Annotated in this window: 9 protein-coding genes; 7 read left to right on the forward strand and 2 right to left on the reverse strand. The window is 44.6% G+C overall.

The window, feature by feature from the left end; genetic code table 11:
• Nucleotides 1-20 precede the first annotated feature (20 nt).
• Nucleotides 21-272 carry a hypothetical protein gene (locus tag H6G83_RS16300; RefSeq protein ID WP_190474139.1) on the forward strand — a complete coding sequence of 84 codons (252 nt, stop codon included), beginning with the start codon at nucleotides 21-23 and terminating at the stop codon, nucleotides 270-272.
• Nucleotides 273-535: 263 nt separating this feature from the next.
• Here the strand turns inward: H6G83_RS16300 and H6G83_RS16305 are convergent, their stop codons facing one another.
• Nucleotides 536-1663 carry an acyltransferase family protein gene (locus H6G83_RS16305; RefSeq protein WP_190474141.1) on the reverse strand — a complete coding sequence of 376 codons (1128 nt, stop codon included), beginning with the start codon at nucleotides 1661-1663 and terminating at the stop codon, nucleotides 536-538.
• A gap of 62 nt (nucleotides 1664-1725) precedes the next feature.
• On the reverse strand, nucleotides 1726-2949 hold the full coding sequence (locus tag H6G83_RS16310) for an RNA-guided endonuclease InsQ/TnpB family protein (protein ID WP_190474143.1): 1224 nt from the start codon (nucleotides 2947-2949) through the stop codon (nucleotides 1726-1728).
• A gap of 862 nt (nucleotides 2950-3811) precedes the next feature.
• Here H6G83_RS16310 and H6G83_RS16315 point away from each other — a divergent pair.
• From H6G83_RS16315 to H6G83_RS16355, 6 genes are all read left to right on the forward strand, one after another.
• Nucleotides 3812-4408: a Uma2 family endonuclease gene (locus tag H6G83_RS16315; RefSeq protein WP_190474145.1), complete on the forward strand. Its 597-nt coding sequence runs from the start codon at nucleotides 3812-3814 to the stop codon at nucleotides 4406-4408.
• 389 nt (nucleotides 4409-4797) lie between these two features.
• Complete coding sequence (locus H6G83_RS16320; protein ID WP_190474147.1) at nucleotides 4798-5262, forward strand: peroxiredoxin; 465 nt, start codon at nucleotides 4798-4800, stop codon at nucleotides 5260-5262.
• 144 nt (nucleotides 5263-5406) lie between these two features.
• A complete protein-coding gene (locus H6G83_RS16325) occupies nucleotides 5407-5556 on the forward strand; it encodes a hypothetical protein (RefSeq protein WP_190474148.1) in 150 nt (49 codons plus the stop codon).
• Between the two features lie 431 nt (nucleotides 5557-5987).
• Nucleotides 5988-8228 carry an AMP-binding protein gene (locus H6G83_RS16330; RefSeq protein ID WP_190474150.1) on the forward strand — a complete coding sequence of 747 codons (2241 nt, stop codon included), beginning with the start codon at nucleotides 5988-5990 and terminating at the stop codon, nucleotides 8226-8228.
• A gap of 54 nt (nucleotides 8229-8282) precedes the next feature.
• Entirely contained in the window at nucleotides 8283-17489 is a 9207-nt protein-coding gene (locus H6G83_RS35375; protein WP_242044633.1) for a non-ribosomal peptide synthetase/type I polyketide synthase, read from the forward strand.
• Nucleotides 17486-22177, forward strand: a complete 4692-nt coding sequence (locus tag H6G83_RS16355) for a non-ribosomal peptide synthetase (protein WP_190474152.1) — start codon at nucleotides 17486-17488, stop codon at nucleotides 22175-22177. The genes H6G83_RS35375 and H6G83_RS16355 overlap by 4 nt, the downstream gene beginning before the upstream one ends.
• Nucleotides 22178-22430: the final 253 nt, after the last annotated feature.

The following is a 22430-nucleotide window of genomic DNA, read 5'->3' on the forward strand; positions in this document are numbered from 1 at the left end:
CACTTACTTTTTCAGTACTTTTGCCAAAAATAGAAATAGCTAAATTTTGCCGCGACAACCTAAGACAAGCCTGTGCTACTTTTGGGGAAAGTATGAAACCCCTTGCCCATGCGGACAAGAGAGTACAGTTGTCTCCACAAAACCGTACAGCATTTAATAGACTGTGTTATTTGTTTGATGGCACAAGGAAGCTTGTATTATTTAGATTTTCTCTACCCAAATCTTGGTTAATTGGCAAGGGTATTGAATATATAGAACAGCATATAGATTGATATTAACAGTAGAAATGGATTTATGCGGGTAGTGAAGCTTAAAAGAATATAAACTATTTAAATAAATATATTAAGTGTTGCTCATCCTTGATTCGTAGATGATTCGTTTTTAGGGAATCTTCATTGGTTTATGAATATTTGAACGCAGATGCACGCAGCGAAAAGTTCTGTAGGAGGGTTAGCCCGACCTAGGAAACTTTTCAAGACAGATGAACGCGGATAAGCCCCGTGGATTTAATTTGGGGCTAACCGGTTTGACCAGTTTAGACTTTGAGGAACCAGCGTTGGCGGTACAAGAGGACGGCGACAGCCCACCATAACAACACCGTAGCTAAGGCGAATAGTAGTGAACCGTTGAAGGTTCCAGCCCAGGAGGCGAAGAGGTTTTGGTATATCCAGTTGTAGGTGCTGGGGGCGGTTTCGCCTGTGCCAATTTTGGTTCTAACTAAGATTTTTATGAATAAAACTGAAGCGACGAAAAGAGCGATCGCATTTAACCCCATAATTTCCAAAGGTTTACTCCAGCGCTTTCTTAACTTAACTTCAATTAATTCATAGCAAGCTGCTAATAGCAATAACGCCCAGCCACTAGTAAACACAACATAAGAACTTGTCCACAATTTTTTATTAATAGGAAATACCCAACCCCAAGCCCAACCAATAATTAAACAACCAATCCCAAATAATCCTAGCCCTACACTTGTACGTGTTTGCACTGGCTGTTTACGTATCCAATCCCCAGTAAAATAACCAGCCAAAGCGCTAACAATGGCGGGAATTGTGCTGAAAAGTCCCTCTGGGTCTCCCAAGTTCTTGAAACCATCCCCAGCATACAGATGAGCTTTTGGTATAATCAGGCGGTCAACATATGCGCCAAAATTACCTTCTCTGGTTAATACACCCGCACCATAACCGGGTACGGGAACGTACATCATCGCTAACCAATAGCCGATGAGTAGCAAGAGTGCAAGTATCCATTGTCCTTTGCGCGGTAAGTTTAGGACTGCCAAGGAAGCGAACAGATAGCTGAGGCTGATACGCTGTAATACCCCCATGATGCGGATATTACTCAAATCAAAAGTCCATATACCCTTATTCCAGAAGCCATTGAGTAATAAACCCAAGACAAAGAGAATGGCGGCGCGGCGGAGAATACGCCAATACACAGCAGAGGAGGGTTTATTTTCCTGGGTGTATTTGGATAATGAAAAACTCATTGCCACACCGACAATGAATAAGAAGAAGGGAAATACTAAATCAGTCGGTGTGCAACCATGCCAATCAGCATGAGCTAAAGGGGGATAGACATCATCTGCAACTCCCGCCATGTTGACGAGAATCATCCCTGCAATAGTAATACCACGAAATACATCAAGCGAAGTTAGGCGCATGGATAGAATTTTGTACTAGATGAGTATGTGACATCTCCTACACTTCCCTTTCCTACGGAACGCTAGCGCGAACGGGTAAGTGTAGGCTTCTCAGCGACTCCCGGTTCACGCGCGGACATTAACTGAGCTTTAAGAACGCGATGCCCCTGCGCTCTATTCTTTATATTTATTGCTGCATTATGGTCACGGTCAAGACTGCACCCGCAATTAGGGCAATTATGCCATCGGATATGCAGTTTTTTAGGAACCTTGACACCACAACTAGAACAATCTTGACTTGTACCAGACGCTTTAACTGGGATGACCAACAGACCAGCGTTTACGGCTTTGTTTGTCAGTATCAACAAAAAACTTGACCATCCAGCATCAAGTACAGATTTAGCCAATCTGGTACGTGCTAGTCCCTTAACGTTCAAATCTTCAACTGCAATAACATCATATTTTTTCAACAGATTGTTAGCAGTTTTAAAATGAAAGTCTTTGCGTTTATCTGCAACTTTTTTGTGTTGCTTACCTAGCTGCTTAACGGTTTTTTGCCTACGTTTACTGCCTTTTTTTCGGCGTGAAACACGTTTCTGTATGACTCGTAAACGTTTCTGAGCTTTGCGATAATGCTGAGGTACAGAAACAGTTTCGCCATCAGCAGTTGTCAAAAACTCTTTTAGACCAACGTCAATACCTGTTATAGAGTCAGGATTAAAATCAGGCTTAATTGCAGGAACCGTCTGGTCTTCAAGACTTAGTGTTACATAATATCCATCTGATTTTTTAGTTATAGAAACGGTTTTGATTTTAAAACCATCTGGAATAGGTCGATGAACAATAACTTTTACATCCCCTATTTTTGACAATGTAATTTTATTGTTAACAAAATGATGTTGTTTAAATTGAGTATAAGTGAAAGTTTTATATTGTCCTTTACCTTTAAATCTAGGTCTACCAGACTTCTTACCGTTAATGTTACCTTTCAACCATCTATCAAAAGCTAGTTCAACTCTTTTGGGAACTTCCTGTAGCACTTGAGAATGAATCTCTTTGTACCAAGGTCTATCAACTTTTAGTTGAACCAAAGACGCTTTTTGATTGTAGTAATTAGGCTGTTTCCTTAGCTCTGGTAAATGACAAATTAATGGGCATATATCAATAGGACAACGATTAAACTCATACCAGTCAAACCTTTGAGCAAGCAAATAATTGTATTGATGACGCAGCATTTCCAAGGTATTATCAATTTTTTCTGCTTGCTGTTTGGTTGGTTTAATTTTGTATTGGTATGACGTTTTCATTTTTTATCTTATTTTTCGACCTACGGATATGATAGCATAAATGCAAAGACAATGTGTAGGCGTTATGAAAAAGAAAGCATTAAATTTGAGAATATCTGAACGTAGATTAAACAAGCTACGTTTATACTCGGCTCAAAATGATAAAACTATGACTCATGTAATTGAAGATTTTATAGACTCGCTCAAAGTCAAAAATGGCGATTCCTTATCGACCCACTGCTCTGTTAAGGAATAGCGGATTAATTTGGTTGTGGGTCAATTCGTCCGAAGCCCAAAAATTCATCTCATCACCTCCCTTCCCTACGGGACGCTACGCGAACGGGTAGGTGAGAGGCTTCTTTTTGTTTTAGCTAAAGTATCTAAACTATCTGACCTGTTGCAGGGAATTAATGAATTTTTACAAGCTGATATAGGACTCATATTTGATTTCTGAAATATACGTAGGGTGGGGAGTACATCGCCAAAACCATGATACGGTGGGCAGTGCATCGGCCTACAGATACTTAGATTTTTTCAACAATCAATTCGGATTCCTATATTAATAGGACTTACGCAACTGGCATATTTTTTCTGTAGGGTGTGTGAGGAGCGATAATATTTGAACGTAGTAATCAGACTTGTAGCGTCACGCACCAACCACCAATTGTGACACTTGCGTAAGTCCTGATTAATAGAAAATTAGAAAGAAATACCTGAGTCTTGCTCTTTCTCAATAAAATGATGGTGGGCAGTGCAGCGCCTTACTACCAAATCATCAGGGTTAAGACTGAAGACTCAAATCACCGAAACCGAGGAGAATACAAGCCCCTAAATCTATTTCTGGGATTTTTAATGTTGAATTTTGAATTAGGAGCAAAGCAACGTGACCCCAGCAGTGATAGCTACACCCGCAAAAGAATCACCCTTGTTATTTGAGGGGCTGACATGGAGAGAGTTCAAAGCAGTTGAGCAGTTGCTAGACCGTCCGGGATATAGGCTGTCTTTTCTGGATGGAGTTTTGGAGATATTGAGAATGCCTGGAGAAGCACACGAAACTGTTAAGAAGAGAATCGCCGCTTTGTTGGAACTTTATCTGCTCGTGGCAGGGTTTGACTTTACCCCAACTGGCTCAATGACCTTGGAAAGTGAGGCGCGTGCTGTCAAGCGAGAGGCGGATGAATCCTATAAACTAGCTCCTGGTCGAGTACGTCCTGATTTGGCGATTGAAGTAGTGTTTACCAGTGGTGGTATTAATAAATTAGAGGCATACAAGCGACTGTCGATTCCTGAAGTGTGGTTTTGGGAAGATGGGGTGCTAGAAGTTTATCACCTACGCTCAGAGAACAATGCTCTACGCTATGAAAAGATTACCAACAGTGAGGAAGTTAAAGGTATCGATTTAGATTTGTTGTTACGTTGCATCAATATGGTGAATCATGTTGAGGCTATCAAGACTTTTCAGCAGGCGCTACAGAAATAGGGGGACTGGGGACTCTCACAAGTGTAGGTTTTTAATCTAGCAGTGAGTAAGGACTCTAAAACTAACGAGAAAATCATTGTTTTATTCACCCCTACACCCCTACACCCTTACACCCAAAACCAAGGTTTTTGGAACACCAATAAAAAACCTACACCTGTCAGGACTGGGGACTGGGGACTGGGGACTGGGGACTGGGGACTGGGGGAGATGAGGGAGAGAGGGAGATGAGGGAGATGAGGGAGATGAGGGAGAAACCCACCCCTAGCCCCTCCCAGGAGGGGAAAGGGAGATTAACTTTGGACTAATGACTAATGACTAATGACTATTGACTATTGACTATTGACTATTGACTATAAAATATAAAGAAATTTATATTTTTCTAATTTTTTATGGCTGTCAAAGTTGGAGACACTGCGCCTGATTTTACCTTAACTGCACAAAATGGCTCATCGGTGAGCTTGAGTGATTTTCGGGGCAAGAAAGCTGTGGTGTTGTATTTTTATCCCAAAGATGATACACCAGGATGTACAGCAGAATCTTGTGCTTTCCGCGATCGCTATGAGGTTTTTCAAACGGCTGGGGCTGAGATTATTGGTGTCAGTGGTGACAATAGCGAATCTCACCAGCGATTCGCTACTAAATACAATCTACCGTTTACACTGTTGAGTGACAAGGGCGACCAAGTACGCAAACTCTACGGTGCAACAGCCGCGTTTGGTTTGTTTCCCGGTCGCGTTACCTACGTCATCGACCAACAAGGAGTTGTACAGTACATTTTTGATTCGATGTTCAATTTCCAAGGACATGTAGAAGAAGCTTTGAAGGTATGTGTTTCTAATACTGCTACGTCATAGTTCCAGTATTTCTAGTTATATCAAGTCCGGCTAATTACTTACGATATGCTGGATTTAGTGAGTAATGGGTGATAGGTAAGTGTCTGTTACTATTACCAATTACCCATTACCAATTACCCATTACCAAACCTCACGATATGATAGGTGTTTAAGCTGCTATATAAGCTCAAAAACCGCGAATTGATTTGCTTGGGCGCAGTAGAAGCGGGTTTTGCGCCGAATGTTGGGCGGGGTTCACCTACACACCGGGGAGACTGTGGAGTTGTAGGAAATGATGCGGCGGTATTCGGTTAGTAAGTAATATAAATATTCAAGTTAATTTTTATACATAACTAGCATTTAATTGTCGTTTAACAGTCTTAACTGTCTCAATAAATTTGCTTAACTGTCTTAACTGTCCTTGTGTGTTCATCAAAATTCTTAGAAAATACATAAATGTAATTGCAACATTGTTGCTACTTGTATACTGCTTAATAAAAATAGAAATTATGGTAACAAACAAATTACTCAAAGTCTTAATTCGCTAATTTGCGAATTAAGAATCTTTTACCTGTCTGCCTATTGGTAATTTTGAAGACAAACCATCGGACAAGGACTAAACCAAAGCAATTAAAGGAAATTGGGTTTAAATCATAAATTTCGTGTTTTTTTGTACCTTTATGATATGATTGCCTAAGTAAAAATATCATATTTGCTTGTAACATCTGTTTCTAAAAAATAAATATATGACAGTTTCTTTAAGTAATTTACCGGACTCTTTAGCAAAAATCTCCACTTTAGTAGAACTGCTAACCTACAGAGCGCAAATTCAGTCAGAGCAAAGGGCTTACACTTTTTTGCGAGATGGTGAAACTGAAGAAGCCAACTTGACTTACTCTCAACTAGACCAAAAGGCAAGAGCGATCGCCGCCCACCTACAATCTGTCATAGCGACTGGCGATGGCGTTCCGCCCACCGTAGGTGATCGCGTGCTGCTATTATATCCACCGGGTCTAGAGTTTATTGCAGCCTTTTTCGGCTGTCTGTATGCTGGTGTTGTGGCGGTTCCAGTGTATCCACCCAAACGCAACCAAAGTATATCAAGATTACGGGCGATCGCATCAGATGCACAAACCACAATTGCCCTGACAGTCAGCGATACTCTCACCCAGATCCAAAACCAATTTGCCCAAGATCCAGAGTTTGCCAATATGCCCTTATTGGCTAGCGATAGCATCGCCCTTGATCAAGCGGCAAACTGGCAACCAGTACCAATACACAGAGATACCCTAGCTTTTCTCCAGTACACTTCCGGCTCTACAGGCAAGCCCAAGGGTGTAATGGTAAGTCATGGCAACCTGCTACACAACTCCCAATATACACAACAGATATGGGAGTACAACGCCCAAAGCGTCATGGTGACTTGGTTGCCTGTATTCCATGACATGGGACTCATTTATGGAGTTCTCCAACCTCTGTATCAAGGGTTTCCCTGCTACATGATGGCTCCTGTGACCTTTATTCAAAAACCGATCCGATGGCTAGAGGCAATTTCCCGTTACAAAGCCACCCATAGCGGCGCTCCTAACTTCGCCTACGAACTCTGCCTCCTCAAAACCACACCCGAACAACGCGCCAACCTCGATTTAAGTAGCTGGCACATGACCTTAAACGGTGCTGAACCAGTCAGAGCCGACACCATCGAAAGGTTTAACGCCGCCTTCAAACCATACGGTTTTGCACCATCCACCGTTTGCCCAGGCTACGGTTTAGCAGAAGCAACCTTAGTAGTAGCTGGGGTGCAGAACCAAAAGTTACCGAACTTCTATACAGTTCAAGCCGAAGCACTGGCACAAAATCAAGTAATAGAGGGTAAAAGCCAGGAGAAAGTCCAGACTTTGGTAGGACACGGACAGCCAGCAATTGATAGTAAAGTCGTCATCGTTCATCCCGAATTATTAACCCAATGTGCCGCCCAAGAAGTTGGCGAAATTTGGGTGGCTAGCCCTAGCGTTGCCCAAGGATATTGGCAGCGCCCTGAAGAAACTGACGAAATCTTTGGTGCTTATTTAACAGACACCAAAGAAGGGCCGTTTTTGCGGACAGGGGATTTAGGATTTATCAAAGACGGCGAATTATTCATTACAGGGCGACTCAAAGATGTCATCATTATCCGGGGTCAAAACCATTATCCTCAAGACATTGAATGGACAGTCGCCGAGAGTCACCCAGCACTGCGACCTAGTTGTGAGGCAGCTTTTACAGTAGAAGTGAATGGTGAAGAGCAGTTGGTAGTTGTTGGGGAAGTAGAGCGCACTTGGCGGCAAAAGTTAGATATAGAGATAGTGGCAAAAGCTATCCGTAAAGCTGTTGCGGAAGAACATGAGTTGCACATTTATGCAATAGTCCTAGTCGATCCCGGCAGCATTCCCAAAACTTCCAGTGGTAAGATTCAGCGCAGTGCTTGTCGAATTGCTTTTCTGGAAAAAAGCTTGAAGGTGATAGCCTCTTGGGAACATTCCACCACAATATTAGATGAGGTGGAAGTTAATGTGCCATCAAGTTCTCCTATCCATACAGTGGAAACGATTGAGAACTGGATAGAGAATTGGTTAAGCAAAAAATTAAATATTGATACTCAATCGGTGAAATTGGATCAATCCTTTGCTGAGTATGGCATGGATTCGGTGATGGTAGTGGATTTATCCCAGGAGTTGGAACAGTGGCTAGGAGAGGCTATCCAGCTCGACGCTACGGTTGCATGGAACTTTACCACACCGGCAGCTTTAGCTAATCACGTAGTTGAAGAACTCAATAAATCAAAACAAACTTCTCCAGTAGACTTACAGCAACCAGGGTTGAGTAGTGAAAAAAACATGACTACGGTTGCAGAAAATCCTACAAATATAGACGAACTCTCGATAGAAGAACTAGCGCAATTACTCAGTGAAGAAATAGCAGTGAATCAAAAGAGAAAATCTCAATAGTCAAGCTGGCACCCTCGGAAGAATGCTAAGTAATTACTACACAAAAAAAGTGATATGACTGGTAATTCACAAGATATTGATTATCGACTTTTATTGAAAAACGCATATTTACAAATCAAAGATATGCGTAGTGAACTTGATGCTATTAAACAAGCAAGTTCAGAGCCAATTGCTATCGTCGGTATAGGATGCCGCTTCCCAGGGGGAGCAAATAATCCACAAGCATTTTGGCATTTGTTGCGTGAGGGTAAACCAGCAATTCAACAAGTGCCGTCAAATCGTTGGGCTATTGATGATTACTATGACCCAGACCCGGATGTACCTGGAAAAATGTACACGCGGTATGGGGGATTTTTAAACGAGATAGACAGGTTTGATCCGCAATTCTTTGGGATTTCTCCCAGAGAAGCTAAAAGTATGAATCCCCAACAAAGGTTGCTTTTAGAAGTTACTTGGGAAGCATTGGAAAACGCTTTAATTCCTATAGAAGATTTGAAAGAAAGTCAGACAGGAGTATTTATTGGCGTTGGTATAGATGACTATTCACAATCAAATAGAGATATTGATGGCTACAGTTTATTAGGGAATATTCACAGTATTGCTGTCGGTCGGTTGTCTTATGTATTGGGTTTACGCGGCCCGACTATGCAGTTAGATACTAGTTGTTCTTCTTCACTGTTGTCGGTGCATCTGGCTTGTGCTAGTTTGCGTTCCAGAGAGTGTAATTTGGCGATCGCAGGTGGTGTAAACTTGATGATCTCGCCCACAACTACAATTGGTTTGTGCAAACTGAAAGCTTTAAGTGCTGACGGGCGCTGTAAAAGCTTTGATGCAGGCGCTGATGGCTATGTCCGGGGTGAAGGATGTGGCATCATAGTGTTGAAACGTCTGAGTGATGCCATCAAAGATGGCGATCGCATCTTAGCTTTAGTTAAAGGTTCGGCAGTTAACCACGATGGTCAAAGTAATGGCCTCACCGCCCCCAACGGTTCTACTCAAGAAGCGGTAATTCGTCAAGCATTGGCTAATGCTCAAGTAGAGCCGAACCAGATCCAATATGTAGAAGCGCATGGAACAGGCACACCTCTAGGTGATCCCATTGAAGTTTTAGCCTTGGGAAAGGTGTTAAGTCAAGGACGTTCAGCAAGCGATCGCCTGACTATTGGTTCGGTAAAAACTAATATTGGTCATTTAGAAGCAGCCTCTGGGATCGCCAGTCTCATCAAAGTTGTGCTGGCTCTGCAACACAAGTTAATCCCACCTAGTTTACATCTGCAACAACCAAATCCTTACATTCCTTGGCAACAACTGCCAATTGATGTTGCTACTGTAGCCACTCCTTGGATGGCAAAACAAGACCCGCGACTGGCTGGGGTGAGTTCCTTTGGTATGAGTGGTACTAATGTCCACGTAATTTTAGAGGAAGCACCAGCAAGCCCAGATGCCCAATTACCAAGCGATGAGCGTCCTTGCCACCTACTTACCCTCAGTGCCAAAACAGAGTCGGCAGTGCCAGAACTGGTCAGCCTTTATCAAGCTTACCTCAACTCTCATCCTGATATATCCTTAGCAGATATTTGTAAGAGTGCGAATACAGGGCGATCGCATTTTCCGCACCGTGTCGCTGTTGTCGTTGACTCCAAGCAGCAGTTGGTCGAAGAACTAGCTGCTTTTGCCGATGGTAAAGATACCACCAGATTGATCTATGATCAAGCAGGTAAAAAGCCGCCGAAGATAGCCTTTTTATGCACTGGACAAGGTTCCCAATATGTGCAGATGGGCTACCAACTCTACCAGACGCAACCCATCTTCCGGCAAACTCTAGAGCAATGCGATCAAATTCTCCGCCCTTATCTGGAGCATTCCTTAATAGAAGTGCTGTATCCTACCCAGACAGGAGACAATGCTTCATCCTTGCTGGATCAAACTGCTTATACTCAACCAGCGCTGTATGCCTTTGAATATGCCTTATATCAACTGTGGAAATCCTGGGGAATTGAGCCAGATGTAGTTATGGGGCATAGTGTGGGTGAATATGTAGCCGCAACTATCGCCGGGGTGTTTAGCCTAGAAGATGGACTCAAATTGATTGCCCATCGGGGACAGTTGATGCAGCAGTTGCCCAATGATGGCGAGATGGTTTCACTGATGGCATCGGTGGAACAGGTGAGAAATATTATAGCAGCTTATGAGCAGACAGTAGCGATCGCCGCCATCAATGGACCTGAAAGTGTGGTGCTTTCTGGAGTTAGTGAAGATATTGGTGCTATTTGTCACAAACTAGAAGCCCAGGGAATCAAAACCAAACGTTTACCAATTTCCCATGCCTGCCATTCTCCTTTGATGACACCAATGTTGGCGAAATTTGCCAACCTAGCCAATCAAATTACCTACCAGAAACCCCGCATCCCTATAGTATCAAATATTACTGGACAACTAGCTGATGAGCAAATTACCACAGCCGACTACTGGGTGAGTCATGTATGCGAAGTAGTGCGATTTGCCGACAGTATGCAGACATTGGATCAGCAAGGGTATAAAGTCTTTTTAGAAATCGGCCCCAAGCCGATTTTATTGGCTATGGGTCGTCAATGTCTGCCAGATAACGAAGGTTTATGGCTACCTTCCTTACGTTCTGGAATATCACCTTGGCAACAATTGCTCTCCAGTTTGGCACAGTTATATGTAGCTGGAGCCAAAGTTGATTGGTTGGGGTTTGAGCGAGACTATCCCCACTCCAAAGTCCCATTACCGACTTATCCGTTTCAAAAACAGCAATATTGGATTCCACAAACTATGAATGAAAAAGACTTGGCTGTAAATGGCAACAAACCGCAATCAAAAGTAGATGCTACTCCCACACCCAGCAGACGAGCCGAAATCTTAGCCACATTGCAAGCCTTAGTCGGAAATTTGCTGCAAATTCCGCCAGCAGATGTTAACATTCAGGCTCCCTTTCTGGAAATGGGTGCAGATTCGATTGTTCTAGTCGAAGCTGTGCGTCGGATTGAAAACACCTATGGCATTAAAATTGCAATTCGTCAATTATTTGAAGAATTAGCTACTCTGGATGCCTTAGCAATTTATCTAGAGCAGCATCTTCCTGCTGTATCTCCTGCATTACCTGCTCCTCAAGCACCGCAACCAATATCTCCTGCATTACCTGCTCCTCAAGCACCGCAACCAATTCAACTGGCAACTCAAACCTTTGCCCATACCCAAATTGCGACACAACAGGAAGAACAAGTAGAAGCAACAGTCCCCGCAACAGGACTGGAAAGAATCATGAGTCAGCAACTCCAATTGATGTCTAAACAATTGGAAGTATTGCAAAACAAAAGGATTGTCCAGCAGCCAGAAGTTGCGGTAGACAATAGAAACGTTACTGTACCTATCTCCTCACAGCTTGTTCTCCCTGCTCCCCAGGCAACTAACCAAAAGAGTCAGACAGCCCCCCCAGTCAAGCAAACAGCACCAGCACAAGGGACTTCACCTTGGGGGCCGAAAAAGCCGCCTACAGGTGGGCTAACTCCCCAGCAACAGCAGCATTTAGATGCTTTAATTGAGCGTTATAGCCAACGTACTAAAACCTCGAAAAAACTAGTTCAAAGCGATCGCCCCGTCTTAGCCGATAGCAGAGCCTCGGTAGGATTTCGTTTGTCGATTAAAGAAATGCTTTACCCCATCGTTGCCCAGCGTTCTCAAGGTTCGAGAATTTGGGATGTAGATGGCAACGAATACATTGACATGACAATGGGGCAAGGAGTGACTTTCTTCGGGCATCAACCTCCATTCATTATGGAAGCCCTGAAAACCCAACTCGCACAAGGCATCCACTTAAACCCTCGCTCCCCTCTGGTTGGTGAAGTCGCGCAATTAATCACCGAACTTACAGGTGTAGAGCGAGTATGCTTCTGTAATTCTGGGACAGAAGCGGTAATGGCAGCAATCAGGGTGGCACGAGCTGCTACTGGTCGTAGCAAGATTGCTTTATTTGATGGCTCTTACCACGGACACGCTGACGGAACTTTAGTAAGACAGCAAATTATTGACAACGAGCGGCGGTCTTTTCCCCTGAGTATAGGTGTGCCTGCGGGTGTTGTGGAAGATGTCGTCGTACTGGAATATGGCAGTTCCCAATCTTTAGAATTTCTGCAAGTCCACGCCCATGAATTGGCGGCGATACTTGTTGAACCCGTGCAAAGCAGCCGACCTATGTTGCAACCCAGAGATTTCCTTCACAGTCTCCGGCAAATCGCCACACAAGCGGGAACGGCTTTAATCTTTGATGAAATGATTACTGGCTTTCGCTCGCATCCAGGCGGGGCGCAGGCTTTGTTTGGCGTTCGGGCTGATATTGTCACCTATGGCAAGGTTGTAGCCGGTGGTCTCCCCATTGGCGTGGTTGCAGGTAAGTCTGCGTACCTCGATAGCATTGATGGAGGGATGTGGAACTATGGAGATAGTTCTTATCCCCAAGCTGAAAGAACTTTCTTTGGTGGCACTTTTTGTCAGCATCCTCTGGCGATGGTGGCAGCACGAGCTACACTCAAGCATCTCAAAGAGCAGGGGCCGAGCCTTCAGCAACAATTAAACGATCGCACTGCTGAATTGGCTGCTACCTTAAACGCCTATTTCCAAGAAAATGAAGTTCCCATTCAAATCGAACATTTTAGCTCTTTCTTCCGCTTTGCCCTGACAGGAAATTTGGATTTGCTTTTCTATCACATGGTAGAAAAGGGGATTTATGTTTGGGAATGGCGCAAGCATTTTCTTTCCACAGCTCACACTCAAGCTGATATTGAGCAATTTATCCAAGCAGTTAAGGATAGTGTTGAAGAACTACGCCAAGGAGGCTTTGTACCTGCAAAAAAGTTGTGGGTGCCTTCTCCATCTAATGGCAGAGGGCAAGAGACAACAAAAGTGCAAGTAGCAGCAAAAACACCAGCAAAAGAATTTTGGCAAAGACATCAGTCTGCGCCATCCAACTTAGACCTGCAAGTTAGTTCCCATCAGCAAAAAACCGTGCAATTCAGCTTGTACTATTTTGGTAGCTACGACGCAGAATTTAGCCAAGACAAGTATAACCTGTTATTTAAAGGCGCAGAGTTTGGCGATCGCCACGGCTTCACCGCCATCTGGATTCCCGAACGCCACTTTCACGCCTTCGGCGGTTTTTCACCCAATCCCTCAGTCATTGCTGCGGCCCTAGCGCGGGAAACTCAGCAGATTCAGTTACGCTCTGGAAGCGTGGTGCTACCCTTGCATCACCCTATTCGTATTGCCGAAGAATGGGCAGTCGTTGACAACCTCTCCCAAGGCAGAGTGGGTATTTCTTTTGCCTCCGGTTGGCATTCCCATGATTTTGTCCTCGCTCCCCAAAATTTTGGTCAACATCGGGAAATGATGTTTCAAGAAATTGCCACTGTCCAGCAACTTTGGCAAGGGGAATCTATCGAAGCAGTCGATGGGTTGGGGAAAAAAATTAGGGTGAAAACTTTCCCCATGCCTATGCAATCTCAGTTACCCGTTTGGGTGACAGTTGTCAACAATCCAGATACTTACATTCGCGCCGGCGAAATTGGTGCAGGCATTTTAACTAATCTCATGGGGCAAAGCGTCGAAGATTTAGCCCAAAATATCGCCTTGTACCGTGAATCATTGGCAAAAAATGGTTATGCGCCAGCATCGGGAACTGTCACCCTATTACTACATACTTTCGTTGGCAGTGACTTAGAGCAAACCCGCCAGCAAGCCAAACAGCCTTTCTTCAATTATCTGAAATCTTCCTTGGGGCTGTTGCAGAATATGATGAAAAGCCAAGGTCTGCAAATCGATTTTGAGCAACTTTCCCCAGAAGACCAGGACTTTCTCTTATCCTCTGCTTATGAACGTTATGTGCAAACTAGTGCTTTGATCGGCACTCCCGCTTCTTGTGCCAAGGTGGTGGATAATTTGCGGGCTGTGGGGGTTGATGAAATCGCCTGCTTTATCGACTTCGGTGTAGATGAGGGGGCGGTTTTAGAGAATTTACCCCACCTGAATGCTCTCAAAGAGTTATATTCACAATCCAAGTCCATTGACACCATTCCCTTAACTGAAGCCCAAAAGCAACTATGGATGTTAGCTCAGTTAGGCGATGATGGCTCAGTTGCTTATAACGAATCTGTAACGCTGCAATTACAAGGGGCTGTGAACGCTACCGCCATGACTAAGGCGCTACAGCAAGTTGTTGACCGTCACGAGGCACTGCGGACAAAAATCAGTCCCCAGGGGGATGTGCAGGAAATATTACCTACTTTAAAAGTAGATTGCCCTGTCATAGATTTCACTGGTGTAGAGGACGCTAAGACTCAAGTCACCCAATGGCTCAAGCAAGAAAGCCAAAAACCCTTCGACTTGGGTGCTGGTGGTTTGATTCGTCTGCATCTGCTCAAATTAGAGCCAGAACAGCATTTATTGGTTTTGAGCGCCCATCACATCGTAGTTGATGGCTGGTCATTAGGTGTGATTTTGCGAGAATTGGGGGCTGTGTATTCGGCTGAGACTCAAGGAAGCATTTCCCAACTCCAGCCCGCCAGACAATTGCGGGAATTTGTCGAGTGGCAAAATCAGCAACACCAGAGCGAGGAAAGCAAAACTCACCAAGCCTACTGGGAGCAGAAATTGGCTGCACCGCCTATTCTAGATTTGCCAAGCGATCGCCATCGCCCAGCCATCAAAACTTATCACGCCAGTCGGCACAGCATCAAGCTGGATGCTCAAATCACCAAAAACCTGAAACTGTTCAGTCGCCAACAGGGCTGCACCCTGCTGATGAGCTTGCTATCGGTTTACACGACGTTAATTCATCGACTGACAGGACAGGACGATATTATTGTCGGGGTTCCCGCATCTGGGCGATCGCTTTTAGGCAGTGAGGCGATGGTTGGTTACTGCGCCCATTTCCTACCGATACGCAGTCAATTGTCGGGTGATCCTACATTTGCCGAATATCTGCAACAGATGCGGAGTAATTTATTTGAGGCTTACGAGCATCAAGATTACCCCTTTGCCCAATTGCTCAATCAACTCGATCTCCCAAGAGACAATAGTCGCTCTCCTTTGGTTGACGTGAGCTTTAATTTAGAGCCACCGATTTCTTTGCCGCAGATGTCGCAACTGGAGATTAGTTTGTTCCGGCAAACTGTGAGCTTTAAGGATCGGGATCTGCATTTAAATGTGATAGAAATAGCAGGTGAGCTAGTAGTTGAATGTGACTACAATACAACCCTATTCGATGCCGACACCATTGGGCGTTGGTTGAGTCATTTCCAGACTTTGCTGCAAGCAGTCGTGAGCGAGCCAAAACAATATCTGCGCTCATTACCCCTACTAAATACAGCCCAAAGGCATCAGTTATTAGTTGAGTGGAATGATACTCAGACAGATTATCCGCAAGATAAGTGTATCCATCAGTTGTTTGAGCAACAAGTCCAGCGCCATCCCGATGCAGTAGCATTGGTGTTTGCCAATCAACAAATCACCTACCATGAATTAAACTGCCGCGCTAACTCTTTGGCAAACTACCTCAAATCTTTAGGTGTGGGGGCCGATGTGTTGGTGGGGTTATGTGTGGAACGCTCCATAGAAATGATTGTCGGACTGTTAGGGATTCTCAAGGCGGGTGGGGCATATCTGCCACTTGACCCTGAATATCCCCAAGAACGTTTGAGCTTTATGTTAGAAGATGCTCAAGTTTCCGTCTTGCTCACCCAACAGTCACTCTTGGGGAGACTCCCTCAACATCATGCCCAGGTTGTTTGTTTAGATGCTGATGCTCACTTGATTGCACAATGTAGTCAGGATAATTTGATTACTGATGTGCAACCAACTAACTTGGCTTATGTGATGTACACATCAGGGTCTACAGGTCAACCGAAAGGGGTGGAAGTTGTTCACCGGGGAATTAATCGGCTGTTGTTTGGTGTAAATTACGCTCATTTCGATGCTACACAAGTATTTTTGCAACTAGCGCCGATTTCTTTTGATGCTTCTACATTAGAAATTTGGGGCGCTTTGCTGCATGGTGCGAAATGCGTTCTCTTCCCTGGAACTATCCCCACATCGCAAACTCTGGGCAATGAAATCAAAAAACATGGCGTTACCATTTTATGGCTGACGGCGGCTTTGTTTAACTCGATCATTGATGATGACGAAAAAGCTCTGTCAGGTATTAAACAGCTACTCGTTGGTGGGGAAGCCCTTTCAGTTGCTCATATCCAGAGAGCTTTACAAGCTTTACCGGAAACACAAATCATTAATGGATATGGGCCGACAGAAAGCACAACTTTTACCTGTTGTCACCCCATCCCTAGAGAGATTGATGCAAATACAGAGTCTATCCCCATTGGTCGCCCCATTGGTAATACACAAGTTTACATTTTAGACAAGCACTTACAACCAGTTCCTGTCGGTGTACCCGGAGAACTGCACATTGGTGGTGCAGGTTTGGCAAGAGGATATCTCAACCGTGGGGAATTGACAAAGGAAAAATTCATTTCCCATCCCTGGAGTGATGCACCCCATTCCCGGCTTTACAAAACTGGAGATTTAGTCCGTTATTTACAAGATGGTAATATTCAGTACTTGGGACGGATTGACAACCAAGTTAAGATTCGGGGCTTCCGCATCGAGTTGGGGGAAATTGAAGCCGTACTCAGTCAACATGAAGATGTGCAGGTATGTTGTGTAATTACCCATGAAAACAATCCAGGTGATAAAATCTTGGTCGCTTATGTAGTACCACAGCAGACAGCGAACATTAACGAACTGCGGCAATTCCTCAAAGCCAAGTTACCAGAGTATATGATTCCCAATGCTTTTGTCATCTTGGAGTCATTACCACTGACGGCTAACGGCAAAGTAGACCGCCGCGCCCTACCATTACCTGACTTAGAACTGAGCCGTTCCGTCAGTTATGTTGCACCAAGTAATTCTACAGAAGCGGCGATCGCCGATATTTTCGCCCAAGTCCTACAAGTGGAAAAGGTTGGCATCAATGACAACTTCTTTGAAATGGGCGGTAATTCTCTCAAAGCCACTCAGGTCATCTCTCGGTTGCGAGAAACATTCTCTCTAGAGTTTCCTCAGCGCCGACTGTTGAAACAACCTACAGTAGCCCAGTTGGCTGTGAGTGTGGAAGAAATCCGCTCCACCATGCAAAAGCTACAAGAGTCTGTTAGTGAGTCATTAGATAACCGGGAGGAAATTGACCTATGAAACCTATTGAAACTTTTTTGTCTGAGTTAATCAGCCTCGACATCAAGCTGACCCTAGAAGGCAACCGCCTACGCTGTAATGCCCCCCAAGGTATACTCACAGCAGAGATTCGTGAGCAACTGCAAACTCGCAAAGCCGAAATTATTAATTTTCTGCAAAAGATTAATCTGCAAGCCGACTCTGTAGCCCAACCGCTTGTTCCCGTTCCCCGAAATACAAACCTCCCGCTATCATTTGCTCAAGCAAGACTCTGGTTTCTTTACCAATTAGAAGGTGCAACTGCCACATATAACATAGCTGGGGCATTTGCCCTGAGCGGTTCTCTCAACGTAGATGCCCTCAAACAAGCGATGGGAGAAATCTTACAGCGCCATGAAGCCCTGCGGACTCGTTTTTGTGAGGTGGATGGTGTTCCCGCACAAGTAATTGATCCGCATCCCATCTGGGATTTACCAATAGTTGACTTGCAACAGGAGAGTGAACCAGAACAAGCAGCCCAAAGGCTAGCAGTCCAAGACGCACAAACACCATTTGACCTGTCGCAAAGCCCCTTACTGCGGCTGACTGTCTTGAAATTGCATCCGCAAAAGCACGTGCTGCTAGTGAATATCCACCACATTGCGGCTGATGGCTGGTCAATTGGCATCTTCATCCGGGAGTTGTCCATCCTGTATACAGCTTTCTGTATGGGTAAACCAGCGCCCCTACCAGAACTACCCATTCAGTATGCCGACTTCGCCGTATGGCAGAGGCAGTGGTTAAGCGGTGATAATTTAGCAGCGCAACTAGGTTACTGGAAGCGACAACTAGCAGGAGCGCCACCTTTATTAGAGTTACCTACAGACCGCAAGCGCCCAGCTATACAGAGCTTTCAGGGAGGAACAGAACGCTTTCAACTCGATAGCCAACTGACTACTAGGCTAAAACAACTCAGCCAAGAGTCTGGCAGCACTCTGTATATGACCCTACTGGCGGGTTTTGTCATCTTATTATCTCGCTACAGTGGGCAAACTGATCTTGTGGTTGGCTCCCCCATCGCCAATCGTAACCGTAAAGAAATCGAAGGGTTAATTGGCTTTTTTGTCAATACCCTAGCATTGAGATTCGATTTATCACCAGAACTCAGCTTTGAAGCTCTACTGTTACAGGTGCAACAGGTGACTGAAGATGCCTATGAGCATCAAGATTTACCCTTTGAGATGTTGGTTGAACAGTTGCAGTTGGAACGAAACTTGGATCGCAACCCCCTAGTGCAAGTGATGTTTGCGCTTCAGAATGCGGCAACTTACCCCTGGGATCTGGCTGGTGTAAACGTCGAACAGATGCCTTGGGATTTGGATGCAGTGCGATTTGACCTAGAAGTTCACCTCTGGGAAGTTGCCGGAGGTCTGGAAGGTTATTGTTATTACAGCACTGATTTATTTGATGGGGCAACGATCGCCCGCATGATGCAGCATTATATAAATTTGTTAACAACCATTGTTACCAACCCAGCGCAACCGATCAACCAACTGCCCCTACTGACAGCCCAAGAAAAACAGCAATTGTTAGTAGAGTGGAATAATACCTATAGTAATTATCCCAGTGACCAATGTATTCATGATTTGTTTGCCACCCAAGTAGAAAAAACTCCAGATGCAGTTGCGGTAGTCTTTGGCAACCAACAACTCACATATCACCAGTTAAATACTAGGGCAAATCAACTAGCACATTATCTGCAAAAACTGGGTGTAAAACCAGGGGTTCTGGTGGGTATATGTGTAGAACGTTCTGTATCTTTGATTGTGGGAATGTTGGCAATTCTCAAGGCTGGCGGGGCTTATGTGCCTTTGGATACCGATTACCCTCAAGAACGGTTAGGTTTTATCATCGATGATACCCAGATAACGGTATTGTTAACCACAGATAAATTAGCCCTGAAGATTCCCGCACATCAAGCCAAAGTAGTTTGTTTTGATACCGATGAAGAAGCGATAACTTCTCTGCGAGACGCTACGCGAACGTTAAGCTCCGCTAACGCCCGTTCCAGTCAGGAAAACCCCAAAGCCGCAGCGACATCAGAAGATTTAGCTTATGTCATCTATACTTCCGGCTCAACAGGCAAACCCAAAGGCGTAGCAGTAACCCACAAAGCAGTCAACCGCTTAGTCATCAACACCAACTATATCAACATCGAACCCACAGATGCGATCGCCCAAGCGGCAAATTGCGCCTTTGATGCAGCCACCTTTGAAATTTGGGGCGCATTACTCAACGGTGCGCGGTTGGTAGGGGTGAGTAAAGATGTAGCACTGTCACCGAGAAACTTTGCCGCGTTGATGCGATCGCAAGGTATCAGCGCATTATTCTTAACAACTGCCTTATTTAATCAAATTGCCCAAGAAGTCCCCTCAGCCTTCAGTTCACTCAAACATCTTCTGTTTGGTGGTGAAGCAGTAGACCCCAAATGGGTGAGAGAAGTAATCAAACATGGTGCGCCGCAACGACTACTCCATGTTTACGGCCCAACAGAGAATACCACATTTACATCCTGGTACTTGGTGGAGGAAGTCAGCGAAGCAGCCACAACTATCCCCATTGGGCGACCAATTTCTAACACGCAAATCTATGTGTTAGATGAGCAACTACAACCTGTAGGTGTAGGTGTACCCGGAGAACTTTACATCGGGGGAGATGGTTTAGCAAAAGAATACCTCAACCGCCACGAGTTAACCCAAGAAAAATTTGTTCCTCATCCTTTTAACAATTCCAAGTTATATAAAACTGGTGATAAAGTCCGTTATTTGAGTGATGGCAATATTCAATTTCTCGGTCGCATCGATAATCAAGTCAAGATTCGCGGTTTTCGCATCGAACTAGAAGAAATTGAAGCAGTTTTAAGCCAACACCCCTTGGTGCAAGAGTCTGTAGTAGTAGTCAGGGAAGATTCCCCTGGAGATAAACGTCTGGTAGGTTACTTAGTACCAGCCCTGCACAGTCAAACATCACAAGAACAGGTTGCTCAATGGCAGAGTGAGTATGTCAATGACTGGCTAACGATCTATGAACAAATCTACAGCCAAGATGCAGCAGCCACAGATGACTTGACATTGAATCTTGCTGGTTGGAACAGTTCCTACACCAAACAACCCATTCCAGATTGGGAAATGCAGGAGTGGGTAGAGAATACAACGAACCGCATTCAAGCTAATTTGCCACAGAGTGTATTAGAAATTGGTTGTGGTACAGGGTTACTGCTATCGCGCATTGCCAAGAACTGCCCTCAGTATTGGGGAACTGATTATTCCCTCGCCGCTATCAAGTACGTGCAGCAGGTATGTAGTACGGTTGAAGGTTTAGCTCATGTGCAGTTGCGTCATCAAACGGCGGATAACTTTGCAGGTATTCCTCGCGACTTCGACACCGTAGTTTTGAACTCAATTGTGCAGTATTTCCCCAGCGTGGAATATTTGCTACAAGTGATAGAAGGTGCGATCGCCGCTATTGGCAATCAAGGAAGCTTATTTATCGGTGATGTGCGCTCCTTACCTCTGCTCGAACCATACCATGCAGCAGTGCAGTTGTTCCAAGCCTCTGAAGAAAGAACAGTTGAGCAATGGCAGCAGCAAGTAGATTATAGTGTGGCAATTGAAGAAGAGTTGGTGATTGACCCCAGGTTTTTCATTGCCTTGCAAAGCCGCTTTCCGCAAATCACTTGGGTAGAAATTCAGCCTAAACGCGGCAGTGCGGAAAATGAATTAACCCAATTCCGCTATGATGTGACTCTGCACATCGGTACTCAGGTCAAGGAAACCACAGTTCCTTGGTTAAATTGGCAACTCGACAAGCTTTCCTTGACACAAATTCAACATCAACTGCAACAGCAACCGCCACTGTTAGGTATTAGGCGCGTACCTAATCAACGGGTACAACAACCACTCTTGATTTATCATTGGTTAGAAAATCCCCCAGACGTGGAGACAGTCGGACAACTGCGGCAATTATTAGCACAACAGCCCAAAGTTGGGGTTTCGCCAGAGGAGTTTTACCAGTTGGGTCAACAACTGGGATACGATGTTTACCCTAGTTGGTGGGAGAGTAGCCAGGATGGTTGCTATGACGTAGTTTTCTGCCGCCATGATGCTAACACAACGGATGCCATTGCTTTCTGGGATAGTGCTGCGATCGCCACTAAATCTTGGGCTGACTACACCAATAACCCCTTACAAGGTAAATTAGTCCAGAAACTTGTACCGTTAGTACGTTCCTATGTGCAGCAAAAGCTACCTGATTATATGGTTCCAAGTGCTTTTGTTCTCCTCAATGCCCTGCCTTTGACACCCAATGGCAAAGTAGACCGCCGCGCCTTACCTACACCTGACACAGCGACGCGAAATCTTTCGACTGGGTTTGTCCTGCCGCGTACACCCATTGAAGCGCAACTAGCGCAAATTTGGAGTGAAGTCTTGGGTATTGAAAGCATCGGTGTGAATGACAACTTCTTTGAACTTGGTGGTCATTCCCTGTTAGCGACTCAAGTGATATCGCGCTTGCGAAATATTTTCTCTGTGGAATTGTCCTTACAAAACTTCTTTGAATATCCAGCGATCGCTAACTTAGCACAACTGATTGAAGTCATTGGTTCAGTACAAGATGGTCAACCATCCATCACAGATACACAAGCAGATTACGAAGAAGGAGAACTATGAAAAACTAACTACACAAATAAATTTATAGCGGATTGCAAGCGGATAAAATACAGATTCATCTGCGTTCATCTGCGTACCCTGCGGGAAGGCTGCGCCAACATCTGCGTTCAATTATTTTTCCTGTACCTCACTGACTTGAAAACCGATATATGTATCTCATTGAGGATTTCTCAAAGAACCTAAATGAGATACATAAACCCCAAATATCTAGGAGACTGATAAAATTTTTATCCAAGAGCAAAACGCACAATTT

The organism is Anabaena azotica FACHB-119 (assembly GCF_014697625.1).
Classification (GTDB): domain Bacteria; phylum Cyanobacteriota; class Cyanobacteriia; order Cyanobacteriales; family Nostocaceae; genus Trichormus; species Trichormus azoticus_A.